We start from the raw sequence: 12,615 nt of genomic DNA on the forward strand, positions 1-12,615 counted from the left end.
TCGCATTTGCGATATGGCATGGATGATCCGTGCCCGACATTCATTCAAGGTTTTTTCCCATGCTTGAAGCTTACCGCGCCCATGTGGCTGAACGCGCTGCCATTGGCATCCCGCCCCTGCCGCTGACCGCCATCCAAACCGCCGAAGTTATCGAACTGATCAAGACCCCACCTGCGGGTGAGGCCGACTTTCTGCTCGACCTTCTGACCTACCGTGTCCCCCCCGGCGTGGATGATGCCGCTCAGGTCAAGGCGTCGTTTTTGTCGGCTGTGGCCCACGGCGATTTTCCGGTTGAACTGATCTCACGCGAACGCGCCACTGAGCTTTTGGGCACGATGGTCGGCGGCTATAACGTCAAGCCGTTGATTGACCTTCTGACCGATGCCGTGGTGGGAAAGATCGCTGGTGAAGCGCTCAAGAAAACCCTTCTGATGTTCGACTTCTTCCATGACGTTGCCGAACTGGCCAAGGGCGGCAACGCCAATGCCAAGGAAGTCGTTCAGTCGTGGGCTGATGCCGAATGGTTCACCTCACGCCCCAAGGTGGCTGAGCGGATTACGGTTACGGTCTTTAAAGTCACCGGTGAGACCAATACGGACGATTTGTCGCCCGCGCCGGATGCCTGGTCGCGTCCGGATATCCCGCTTCATTACCTTGCCATGTTGAAAAACACCCGCGACGGTATTACCCCTGAAGAGGACGGTAAGCGCGGGCCGATCAAATTCATCGAAGACCTGAAGATGAAAGGTCACCTCGTCGCCTATGTCGGCGATGTGGTCGGCACTGGCTCATCGCGCAAATCGGCGACCAACTCGGTCATCTGGGCGACCGGCGAAGACATTCCTTATGTCCCGAATAAGCGTTTCGGCGGTGTGACGCTGGGTGGCAAGATCGCCCCGATCTTCTTCAACACGCAGGAAGATTCCGGCGCCCTGCCGATCGAAGTTGATGTCACGGACTTCCACATGGGCGATGTCATCGACATCTATCCCTACAAGGGCGTGATCGAAAAGAACGACGTCAAGGTCGCGGAATTCGCGCTCAAATCCCATGTTATCCTTGATGAGGTTCAGGCCGGTGGCCGTATCAACCTGATCATCGGCCGCTCCCTGACCGCCAAGGCCCGTGAGTTCCTGGGCCTGCCCGCTTCGACCGAGTTCCGTCTGCCGGTGCCGCCCGCAGGGTCTGACAAAGGCTTTACTTTGGCGCAGAAAATGGTCGGTAAGGCCTGCGGTTTGGGCGAGGGGCAGGGCATCCGTCCCGGAACCTATTGCGAGCCAAAGATGACGACCGTCGGGTCTCAGGACACAACCGGCCCGATGACGCGCGATGAGTTGAAAGACCTCGCCTGTCTCGGTTTCTCGGCTGATCTGGTTATGCAGTCGTTCTGCCATACGGCGGCCTACCCAAAGCCGGTCGATGTGAAGACCCACCGCGAACTGCCGGCGTTTATCTCGAACCGTGGCGGCGTGGCCCTGCGGCCCGGCGATGGGGTCATCCACTCCTGGCTCAACCGTCTGCTGCTGCCCGATACGGTCGGCACCGGCGGGGACAGCCATACCCGTTTTCCCATCGGGATTTCCTTCCCCGCCGGGTCTGGTCTTGTGGCCTTTGGGGCGGCCACGGGCGTTATGCCGCTCGATATGCCGGAGTCCATTCTGGTGCGCTTTAAAGGTGCTCTGCAACCCGGTATTACCCTGCGCGATCTGGTCCACGCCATCCCGTACTATGCCATCAAGCAGGGTCTGCTGACGGTGGCCAAGGCCGGTAAGGTCAATGAATTCTCCGGCCGTATTCTGGAAATCGAAGGTCTGCCGAACCTGAAGGTCGAGCAGGCGTTTGAACTGTCCGATGCCTCGGCCGAGCGTTCGGCGGCGGGCTGTACCGTCAAGCTCAACAAAGAGCCGATCATCGAATATATGACCTCGAACATCGTGCTGATGAAAAACATGATCGCTGATGGTTATGCTGATGCCCGCACGCTCAGCCGCCGGATCAAGGCGATGGAAGACTGGATCGCCAATCCGGTGCTGATGGAGCCTGATGCCGACGCTGAATATGCCCACATCATCGACATCGACCTGAATGAAATCGTTGAGCCGATCCTGTGTGCACCGAACGACCCCGACGATGCCCGTCTGTTGTCGGAAGTGGCGGGTACACACATCGACGAAGTGTTTATTGGTTCATGTATGACCAATATCGGCCACTTCCGGGCGGCGTCTTTGTTGCTGAAAGACAAGAAGGACATCCCGACCCGTCTGTGGGTGGCGCCGCCGACCAAGATGGACGCGGCTGAACTGACCAAGGAAGGCCATTACAACACCCTTGGCACCGCCGGGGCGCGTATGGAAATGCCGGGTTGTTCTTTGTGCATGGGTAATCAGGCTCAGGTGCGCGAAGGGGCGACCGTCGTGTCGACCTCGACCCGTAACTTCCCTAACCGTCTGGGCAAGAACTCCAACGTCTTTTTGGCATCAGCGGAACTGTCGGCCATTGCCTCTAAGCTTGGCCGTCTGCCGACCCTGGAGGAATATCATGCCGATATGGGTGTGGTGAATGCGGCGGGCACCAGCGTCTATCGCTATATGAACTTCGACCAGATCGAAGAATATGCCGAGACCGCCAAAGAGGTCGCTGTTTAATTTTAGAAAGCCCCATCGGAAACGGTGGGGCTTTTAGTATTGCGGGTACAAAAAACGCCTGTGCCAAGGGGATGGAGCACAGGCGTTTTTGATGCGTTTTAGTTTTTTAGTTGCCCTACCGCGATGCTGCTTGAGGGCTTTAGAGAGGGACTCTAAGTTTTATCGGTTGAGCCGCCCCGAACCGGTTCGGGCTGTGGGGGGGCTGTTCAGGGGGGAACCCGCTCTTGGCGGCCCAACCGACACACATATATTTACGCGCCAAACGGGCGAATGAACGGCGAAATTAAGGTCATTTATTGTTAGCTTCATTTTGTTTGGAAGCGTGGTTTTGGCGCTTCAAATTGCGTGTGAATGCCTTGCCAATCTAAGCGACTTAGGGCGTACTGTGGTGGTCTGTATTACCTCGACAGGTTTGATCCGGCATGAGTATTCAGGATTTGGGTAGCTCCCATCCCGCCCCGCGCGGCCCGGTATTTTTTGAGCGCAAGGAGCTGGAAATGATCCTGCGCCTATACGGGCAAAAGGTGGCGTCGGGCGACTGGCGCGATTATGGCATCGACACCTTTACCGACGCGGTATCGTTTAATGTGTTCCGCCGCACCAGCGAGGCGCCGCTATACCGCATCGAAAAGCGTCCGGCCTTAAGCCGTAAACAGGGGGCGTTTGCGGTGTTTAATCAAGCCGGTTTGATCCTGAAACGCGGGCGCGAACTGGCACCGGTTCTGGCGGTTCTGGATAAGACGAAATTGAACCTGCTCTGACTATTCGTGCACCTTGCCATCGACGATCGGGTGGCCCGTCGCCGGATCACGTGGGGCGCGGGCAAAGTCATAACCGTAGAACAGCCTGATATCACGTAGCCGCTTATGATCGATCGGCACCTGAACCAGACGCGGCTCAGTGGTGCGTCCGAAATCCTGACGCATATCGATGACAAAACGATCCGTCAGATTGGCCAGAAGCACATTCTGTCCGGTCTCTGACGTCAGTGGCATATGGGTTTCGCTGTGGGAATGAGGGTTAAGTTCACGCACCCAGTTTTTAAGCGGAATATCCGGATGGGCCTTAAACCAGTCACGGCCGTAATAGGCCATCGAGTTGTATAAGAACCGGTCATCGACCGCGATTGCGCTCAGGCGTTCGCCGCGCGCCAGGGCGGCTTCGGCCTCGGTCAGCACCACCTGCGTGGCTGCTTCCCAGCCGCGGGCGCGTTTCATGCCCGACGCCATGCCCATAGCCTGAGTGGCGGCGGGTGAGGTGATGCCGTACATGAACGCTGACATGATCAGAACCTGTATGGCGAGGCCGCCCCACAAAGCCACAGTAATAGCTGTTTTCACAATGCCCTTGCGGCGGTAGGGCAGAGACGTAATCACCCCGTAAAGCCAGGTCGCTGCCAACAGGCTGCCCGGTACATAGGCTGAGGCCGCCCAGTTGGCATGGGCCCGCGACAACAGGGCCTGAATAGTGACGAACAGCAGTGGTGGCAGTGCAAAACAGATTAGCATCAGGTCGCGGTTACGCGACCCGCCACCCAGTTCTGTATCGGGTGATACCGGTGCGCGGTTAAGGGCAAAGGCGATCAAACCTATGACCAGCATCCCGAACGGCAGCGGGCCGAATACGCCGAACTGATGGCTTATGAAACGTAACATCGACAGGGGATGGAACAGCGATCCCTGCCAGTTGGCATTGTCGGCGGTGTGGGCCACGGTCTGGAAGCCGTGGGTGGCGTTCCAGATGATATTGGGCGCGATCACGGCAGCGAAGGTTAAAACCCAGATAAACAGGGCTTGCCATGACCAGCGCGACCGGGCGCGCGGATCAAAGGCGGCATGGATGATCGCGCCTAACAGGAAATAGAGACAGGCATATTTGCTCAGGAACGCGCCGCCAAAGGCCAACCCCAGCAAAAAGGCGGTGATTAATGGCCGCTTTCCGCGACCATGCAAAAACTCGACATAGACCAGAAGACTGAGCGACAGGAAAAACAGCAGGCAGGCGTCGGTGGAGATTACGCCCGACGACAAGACAACCCCCGGCATCAGGCTATAGATCAGGGCCGCCAGAGCGCCCACTTTTTCATTATAAAGCCGCTTGCCGGCAAACAGCAGCGCCGTGGCCGATCCTGCGTGCAAAAGTGGCGCAAACAGCCGCACAAAGCCTTCGCTATTGCCGCCGATGGCGGTCGCCAGATGAATGACCCACGCGATCATTGGCGGCTTAGAATAGTAGCCGAAATCCAGCTCCCGCGACCAAAGCCAGTACTGGGCCTCATCCGGATAGAGATCGAGATAGGTCGTAAACAACAAGGCCACGCGCACGACGGTGAGGGCGGCGATGGCCAGCAGACTGATGTGCGTCAGAGACAGACGGGAGGTGGTGGAATTGGAGGTCATGAGCACATCGCATTATACAGGATAGCGTGAGGCGTATCCTAAACCGAGGCCCCTTTCAACGGATAGCTTGCGGCAATCTTGTGGCGCGAATATGTGACAATAAAGGCGCATCTGGTTTCCAACGTCACAAATGTCACAAAACCTTTGCAGATTTCGCTCAAAAAGCGGCTGAAAAGCTACTAAAGGATTAACACGTTTTGCACCTGCGAGGCGTTGTGGTCTTTAACTGGCCGCCATCTCCATGCGGTGCGGTGTAGTTTTAATTCAAACCTGTAACTCTGGAGAGGGGATACTCCACTATGATGAATCATTTGAAATACGGCGCAGCTGCGTCCGTGTTGGCCCTTATGTCGGTGAGCGCTGTTTACGCGCAGGAAACCACCGGCGGCATCCGCGGTATGATCAGCGACGAAAGTGGTGCGCCGGTTGCGAATGCATCGGTTGAAATTCTCCACACGCCGACTGGTCGTAAAGTTCAAACAACGACCGACGGCAGCGGTTATTATGGCGCGACTAACCTGCGCGTTGGCGGCCCTTACACCGTGACGGTAACCGGCGCTGGTTTCGAGGCGAATTCGCAATCAGTTGCTGCGATTGGTATTGGTGATCCGGCGGCAGTAGATATTGTCGTCGAAAAAGCGGGTCAGGTTCAAGAGGTGGTTGTACGCGCCAGCCGTCGTCCCGTAGAGCCCGGCCGTACCCGCATCTCCGGCGAAGCGGTTGAAATGTCGCCGTCTCTGAACCGCGATATTCGCGACTTAGCGCGCAAATCGCCTTACGCGACGCTTGATCCGACCAATTCGGATGCCCTTCTGCTTGGTGGCCAAAGCAATCGTTCTAACGCCATCCTGATCGATGGTGTCAAGCAAGGCGATGACTTCGGTCTCAATGCCAATGGTTATCCGACACAACGTTCGCCAATCTCTATCTCTGCTGTGGAAGCAGTCAGTGTCGATGTGGCGCCTTTCGACACGCAGTACGGCTTCTTTCAGGGCGGCGTGGTCAACGTCGTCACGAAGTCTGGCGGCAATGATTTCCACGGTGGCCTGTTCTATGAGAAGCTGGACGACTCATTACGCGGCGACTCTTATGTCGGCAGTGATGGTGTGGCACGGTCTTTGACGAGCAAGTTTGAAGAAAAGACCTGGGGCGCACAATTGTCCGGCCCGATCATTAAGGACAAACTGTTCTTCTTTGCATCGTATGAAGACTTTGAAGGCGCTGAACCGACCATTTTCGGCCCCAGCGATTCTAGTGCAGCGACAAAAATTCCCGGCGTCACAACCGCAAACATTACCCGCATCACTGATATTCTTAAGACAAAGTATAACTTCGATCCGCTCGGCTATACGGCTGACGAACTCGCTTACACGGATGTGAAAAAGCAAGTTAAGCTTGACTGGCAAATCAACGACAACCACCGTGCCGTGGCGTCGTGGCAGGAAACCCTGAGCGAGCGCATCACGGACACCGGCAACACGTCCACAGGTTCTACACCTTCGCTGGGTCTGCTGTCGAAGTGGTACACCCTGCAATCGAACCTGAAAACCTACAAGCTGCAGCTTTTCTCCGACTGGAACGAGAGCTTCTCGACCGAAGTTTCCGTTTCACGTAAGGAAGTGGTCAATATTTCCAACCCACTGGGTGGCGATGACTTTGCTGAATTCCGCGTCTACATTGCAGGCGGCACGGGCTCTAGCGTCTACGCAGGCCCTGACATTTCCCGTCAGGCGAACGCCCTGACCAATGATGTCGACAACTACCGCGTGCGGGGTACATATCGTTGGAACGATCATACCTTCACGGCTGGCTATGAGCGTGAAGAAGTTGAAATCTTTAACCTGTTCGTTCAGCGTGCAACCGGCCAGTATGTATTTAACTCAATCGACGATCTGGATAACAAACGTGCCGCCTCGGTTCAGTATTCCAATGCGGCCAGCAATGACAAAAATGACGGTGCAGCTCAGTTTGGTTACGCCGTAAACACGGTCTATGTTCAAGATGAATGGCGTCTCAAGCCGAACCTTACCGTCAAGGCCGGTATTCGCCATGACTGGTATGAATCTGACGACAAATCCAAGTATAATCCGTCGTTTGCCGCCAACTACGGTTTCCGCAACGACAAGAACCTGAACGGCCTTAACTCGTTCCAACCGCGCATCAGCTTTAACTGGCGTCCGGAAATCGATACCGGCCTGACCGTTTATGGTGGCATCGGCAAGTTCCAGGGCGGTTCGCCGAACGTCTGGATTTCCAACAGCTACTCTAACCCTGGCAATCTGACGGGTTCGGTCACCTGTAACCGTACGGGCACGACCTCTGTTGCCAACTGTGGCAGCGGCGTGAATCTTACGGGTGTTCTTGATAATGTTGACGGCTTCAATGTTGCCCAGGCTATCAAGGATCGCAATACGATTTCGGCAAATGCTGGCACCGGCAATGTCAATGCCATTGCGCCTGATTTCGATCTTGCTCAAATCTGGAAGACTTCGATCGGCGTTCAAAAGCGCGCTGATCTTGGCGTCCTCGGTGAAGACTGGTTGTTCCGCGTAGAGTACCTGAAGACCAAGGTTGACAAGGCGCTCTACTGGTACGATGTGTATCTGGAAAAAGCTCAAACGGGTACGGCACCTGACGGTCGTCCGACATTCTTTGCCACGACCGTTAACGGGGCGGCTCGCACGAACCGTCAGGACGTTGTTCTGGCCAGCACCGATAAGGGCGAGGCCCAGCAGATTATGTTGGCGGTCAGCAAGAGCTGGAATGATGGTTGGGCTCGCGGCCTGAACATGGATGTCAGCTATACGCGCTCCGACTCGAAAGACGTCAATTCCGGCACCAGCTCGGTTGCGACTTCAAGCTACCGTCAGAACGCCGTATATTCGCCGAACGAAGCAATTCTCGCGACCTCCAACTTCGAGATCAAAAACAGCCTGAACTTCTCGGTCAATTATAGCCGTAAATTCTTCGGTGATTATGCGACCAAGGTGGGTATTTTCGGTCAAAAGCGTTCGGGCCTGCCTTATAGCTTCACCTATGACGACAATAGCTCAACCACTCTGGCTCAGTCGGGGATGTTCGGCGAAGTTGGACTTTATACCTCAACCGATCGCCAATTGCTCTACGTCCCAACGGCTGACGCTAATGGTAATGTGACGGCAACCTCTGATCCGTTGGTCAAATACGCTGCGGCTTTCAATGTGGCTGCGTTTAACACCTACCTGCAGGAGACGGGCCTTATTAAGTACGCCGGCTCGATTTCGCCGCGTAACGCCTTCAAGTCACCGGATCTGACCACGGTTGATCTGCACCTTGCCCAGGAACTACCGGCATTCTTCCCAAATGGTTCCAAGCTTGAAGCCTATCTTGACATCCGTAACCTCGGCAATCTGCTAAATGACGAGTGGGGTGTTCTGGAGCAGTATAGCTTCCCGTACTTCCGTAACGAAGTGGTAGCGCGCAACTGTCAGGTCGCGTCGTGCACTGCCGGTACGGGTAACTTCTATCAGTATGACTCCTTCACCAAGCGTCAGCCATCGGTAAACGTCCGCTCGGTTTATCAAGTGAAAGTCGGCGTTTCCTACAAGTTCTAAGATCGTCTGATATTAGAACCTGAAAATCAGCGGCTCCTGTTTTATGCGGGGGCCGCTTTTTTGTGCAACTAAGACACGCACTTGTGTTTTTTTGTGCGCGCAGGCGTCTGGCCATAGGCAAGACCTTTTCTTATGTGTATGAGGCGCTTAAAGAGGATAGCGTAAGGTCAGCCGTATAAATGACCACACAATTTACCTGCATAGCCCGGACGTTTTGAATGACCAAGAATGTGCCTGCCGCCAACGGCTTTTCCGATGATCGTGTTGTGCCGGCGGAGTGGGAACCCCATCAGGCCATGTGGCTGGGCTTCCCCAGTCATGAGAACCTGTGGCAGGAAGATCTTATCCCGGCTCAGGCCGAAGTGGCCGCTTTGGCGCGCGTGCTGGCCGAAGCCGGTGATGAGCATGTCAAGCTGATGGTTATGGGCGATGCGGCCCGCAAGGCCGCCGAAGACATGCTGGGTGACCTGAAAAAAGTCGAGATTATCGACGGCAAATTCGGTGATATCTGGTTCCGCGATACCGGCCCGATCTATGTCTCGCTCGATAAGGACGGTAAAGATCATCACGCCGCTCGTCCGATCAGCTTTTTGAACAATGGCTGGGGGGGCAAGTACCACCTGAAATATGATGATCAGGTTGCCGCTCAGATTACCACGGCTGATGGTCATGTCTCTGAATTACATGAATTTATTCTTGAAGGCGGATCGCTGGATCACGATGGCTTTGGCACGGTTCTGACGACGCGGCAATGCCTGCTCAATCCGAACCGTAATCCGGACTGGACGCAATCGACGGCGGAGCAGGCCTTGACCGAGGCTCTGGGGGCCAAGAAGGTGATCTGGTTAGGCGATGGTCTGCTGAATGACCATACTGACGGCCATATCGACAATCTGGCACGTTTCGTAGCGCCGGGGGTCGTCGCCTGCCCGGTCGCGTTTGGCACGGATGATCCCAATGCTGAAATTTACGATACTACGGCCAAATTTCTCAGCCAGCAAACCGATGCGCGCGGCATGCCGCTTCAGGTCGTGCGGATACCATCCCCCGGAAAAACGCTGGATGAGGATGGCGAAATCATTCCGGCTTCCCATATGAACTTTCTGATCGCCAACGATTGTGTGGTGGTGCCGATATACAATGATCGTCCCGGCGAAATGGCTGTGGAAGCGCTGCAAAGCCTGTTCCCGGAGCGGACGGTTCTGGGGCTTTCGTCCGAAGCCATTCTGACCGGCGGCGGGTCGTTCCACTGCATCAGCCAGCAAGTGCCGTTAATCCGCGCGTAACCTGCGCCTTATCTGAGTATTGCTCATGACCCGCACCCTATCTGTGGCCGCCATTCAGACGTCTTACGGCGATGACATGGTCGCCAATATCAAAAAGACCGAAGCCTTTGTGCGCGAAGCCGCCGCCAAGGGGGCGCAGGTCATCCTGCCGTCAGAGCTGTTTCAGGGGCCGTATTTCTGCGTCTCTCAGGAAGAAAAATGGTTCGCCACCGCCTATGAATGGCGCAGCCATCCGGCGGTGATCGCTATGGCCGAACTGGCGCGGGAACTGAATGTTGCCATTCCGGTCTCGATCTATGAGCGCGAAGGCCCGCACTATTTCAACAGTCTGGTCATGATTGACGCGGGCGGTGCAGCCTTGGGCGTTTACCGCAAGAGCCATATTCCTGATGGGCCGGGCTATCAGGAAAAATACTATTTCCGTCCGGGTGATACCGGTTTTAAAGTCTGGGACACCAAATTCGCCAAGATCGGCGTCGGTATCTGCTGGGATCAGTGGTATCCGGAAACGGCGCGCTCAATGATGCTGATGGGGGCGGAGATTTTGATGTATCCGACGGCGATCGGGTCGGAACCGCATGATACCTCGCTCGATACCGCCGCCCCGTGGCAGCGCGCTATGCAGGGCCATGCCGTATCGAACGTCGTGCCGGTAGTGGCGTCAAACCGCATCGGCCATGAGCAGGTAGCTGAGGCCGGTCAGACCTTCTATGGCCACAGCTTCATCGCCAACCATCGTGGCGATCTGGTTGAGCAGTTTGGGGCAAAGGATGAAGGCGTGCTGGTGCACACGTTCGATCTGGATTACCTGAACACCCATCGTGCGGCCTGGGGCTTTTTCCGCGACCGCCGCACCGATCTTTATGGGGCATTAGCAAGCGGCCGGCCGGCTTAATTTATATTGCTTTCCAAGCAGCCCTGAGAAATGCTCAGGCTATGGTTGGTAAAGACACAAATAATGAACGGCTTTGGCTGGGACTGTGCGCCCTGACCGGAGCCGTTTTTTGCCTTCTGTTTGTGATCAATGCCCGCCGTGGCGGACTGTGGACCGATGAGCTGTTTACGGTCTGGGCGACTGATCCGTCAATCACGCCGTGGCAGCTTCAGTTTGACCGCCTACGCTATGAAACCAACCCACCGCTGCATTTCTGGCTGCTGTATGGCTTAAGGCACGCGGTGCCGGAGGCGCGTTTGGCGGGGCTGCTACTGAATGTTGCGGTGGTCGTGGCCACGGTAGCCGCGATTGTCATGACTATGCGCCGCGATGACCGGACGAAGCTGGGCTACGGGCTGGCGATCCTGTTCTTGCTGAATAGCGCGCCGCTGATCTACGTACAGGAATTGCGCGCCTATATGCTGGCGATGGGGCTTTGTGCGGTACTGGCCGTGCTGGTCATGCGGTTTATCGCGCATGGTCTTGGTCAGTTGGTGACGCTGGCTGTGCTCGGCGCGGTGACGGCCTTGAGCCATGTCTACGGGGCGCTGTTTGCCGGAGCACTGGCCGCGGGGATGGTCGTGGACGGTATGGTGTCGAGGCGCACGGAGGTCTGGCGGGCGGGGCTGATCCTTGGGGCAGCGTGCAGCGTGCCGTTCCTGATCTGGTTTATGGGCGTGCATCATCAGGAAGGCGGAACCCTGCGAAATATTGGCTGGATCAGCTTTGCGCCGGATCATATCAAAAGCACTGTTGATGGTATTGGGCGGGTATTTATCGGGCCGGTTTGGGCGGTGGCAGCATGGCTGCTAGTGCTGGTGGTCACCTTAAGTTCGCCTGTGTTTCGCCGGTCGTGGATGATCGTCGCGGTGGCGGCGGTGATCTTTCTGATCGGGCCATTTGCGATCTCGGCCAAGGTGCCGATCCTGCATTACCGTTATTTTGCGGTCGGGTTTCCGACGCTGATGCTGCTGCTGGCGATGACGGTTCATGAGGTCTGGCGCGCGGAGCCGTCGCGGTTGCGCAAAGGCGCAGCGGCCATTCTGGTGCTGATCCCGGTGATGATGAGCCTGCCGGTGTCGTGGGCGGAACTGAGCGCCAAGCCTGTCTGGCGCGGGGCAGAAGTGGTGCGGGCAAATGCACAGGCGTGCCCTTCAAAGGCGGTGCGCGGCGTGACCTATAATGATGCCAAGGTGCAGCCGATTTTTCCATTTACCTATGAGTATCTGTTGCGCGGCACGGGCCTTAAGGTCACGGGTTCAGATAAGATGACCGATGTGGCCGATATTGATTGCCGTATAGTGGCCTGGGTCGAACATAATGGCTTTATCAGTGAAACGACCGATGAGGCTCTGTTGTTGGAGCGACTGAATCTGACCAACCGTGAGCGGGTGCCTCTAACCATTCATCGGCACCCGAACGGCGTGGTCATTTTAAAGCACTGACCTGTCCGCCCACTCCAAGTCATGGCCGCGGCGCCTCGCCGCCCGCGCCGCAAATAGAAACGGCCGTCCTTCTTTTTGGAGGGGGGCAAGCCCGCGTCTTTTGCGTTCAGCAAAAGCGCAAAGGAAAGACTCGTCCTTGCCGCACTGTCGTTTGATATAGAAACGGCCGTCCTTGGGGGGCAAGGACGGCCGCGCATGTCGCCGGTTTCGAGGGGGGGGATGATTCCGGCGACTGACTTAGGGGCGATGAAGATTTCGCCGTTGCGAAACATCATAGCCGATGGGTGTTACATAAGTCCTAATCCCAAAAAGG

Annotated in this window: 7 protein-coding genes; 6 read left to right on the forward strand and 1 reads right to left on the reverse strand. The window is 56.3% G+C overall.

The window, feature by feature from the left end:
* The first annotated feature begins 59 nt into the window (after positions 1-59).
* The gene (gene acnB / locus PQU98_RS13210) at positions 60-2,645 is read left to right on the forward strand and encodes a bifunctional aconitate hydratase 2/2-methylisocitrate dehydratase (protein ID WP_272745402.1); all 2,586 of its coding nucleotides are present in this window, start codon (positions 60-62) and stop codon (positions 2,643-2,645) included.
* Between the two features lie 422 nt (positions 2,646-3,067).
* Entirely contained in the window at positions 3,068-3,406 is a 339-nt protein-coding gene (locus tag PQU98_RS13215) for a DUF2794 domain-containing protein (protein WP_272745403.1), read from the forward strand.
* Here the strand turns inward: PQU98_RS13215 and PQU98_RS13220 are convergent, their stop codons facing one another.
* Complete coding sequence (locus PQU98_RS13220) at positions 3,407-5,044, reverse strand: ArnT family glycosyltransferase (protein WP_272745404.1); 1,638 nt, start codon at positions 5,042-5,044, stop codon at positions 3,407-3,409. It lies immediately after the preceding gene.
* Positions 5,045-5,343: 299 nt separating this feature from the next.
* Between PQU98_RS13220 and PQU98_RS13225 the strand changes: the two genes are divergently transcribed.
* The 4 genes from PQU98_RS13225 (at position 5,344) to PQU98_RS13240 (ending at position 12,302) form a co-directional block, all read left to right on the forward strand.
* The gene (locus tag PQU98_RS13225; RefSeq protein ID WP_272745405.1) at positions 5,344-8,637 is read left to right on the forward strand and encodes a TonB-dependent receptor; all 3,294 of its coding nucleotides are present in this window, start codon (positions 5,344-5,346) and stop codon (positions 8,635-8,637) included.
* A 218-nt stretch (positions 8,638-8,855) separates the two neighbouring features.
* Positions 8,856-9,923: an agmatine deiminase family protein gene (locus PQU98_RS13230; RefSeq protein WP_272745406.1), complete on the forward strand. Its 1,068-nt coding sequence runs from the start codon at positions 8,856-8,858 to the stop codon at positions 9,921-9,923.
* A 25-nt stretch (positions 9,924-9,948) separates the two neighbouring features.
* Positions 9,949-10,818: an N-carbamoylputrescine amidase gene (gene aguB / locus PQU98_RS13235; RefSeq protein WP_272745407.1), complete on the forward strand. Its 870-nt coding sequence runs from the start codon at positions 9,949-9,951 to the stop codon at positions 10,816-10,818.
* Between the two features lie 41 nt (positions 10,819-10,859).
* Entirely contained in the window at positions 10,860-12,302 is a 1,443-nt protein-coding gene (locus tag PQU98_RS13240) for a hypothetical protein (RefSeq protein ID WP_272745408.1), read from the forward strand.
* Positions 12,303-12,615: the final 313 nt, after the last annotated feature.

It is taken from the genome of Asticcacaulis machinosus, assembly GCF_028550435.1.
Taxonomy (GTDB): Bacteria; Pseudomonadota; Alphaproteobacteria; order Caulobacterales; family Caulobacteraceae; genus Asticcacaulis; species Asticcacaulis machinosus.

Bases quoted from the DNA above. Each gene is read 5' to 3' on its own strand.
- aguB (WP_272745407.1), top strand. From the start codon at position 9,949: ATGACCCGCACCCTATCTGTGGCCGCCATTCAGACGTCTTACGGCGAT.
- PQU98_RS13215 (WP_272745403.1), top strand. From the start codon at position 3,068: ATGAGTATTCAGGATTTGGGTAGCTCCCATCCCGCCCCGCGCGGCCCG.
- PQU98_RS13225 (WP_272745405.1), top strand. From the start codon at position 5,344: ATGATGAATCATTTGAAATACGGCGCAGCTGCGTCCGTGTTGGCCCTT.
- PQU98_RS13220 (WP_272745404.1), bottom strand. From the start codon at position 5,044: ATGACCTCCAATTCCACCACCTCCCGTCTGTCTCTGACGCACATCAGT.
- acnB (WP_272745402.1), top strand. From the start codon at position 60: ATGCTTGAAGCTTACCGCGCCCATGTGGCTGAACGCGCTGCCATTGGC.
- PQU98_RS13230 (WP_272745406.1), top strand. From the start codon at position 8,856: ATGACCAAGAATGTGCCTGCCGCCAACGGCTTTTCCGATGATCGTGTT.
- PQU98_RS13240 (WP_272745408.1), top strand. From the start codon at position 10,860: ATGGTTGGTAAAGACACAAATAATGAACGGCTTTGGCTGGGACTGTGC.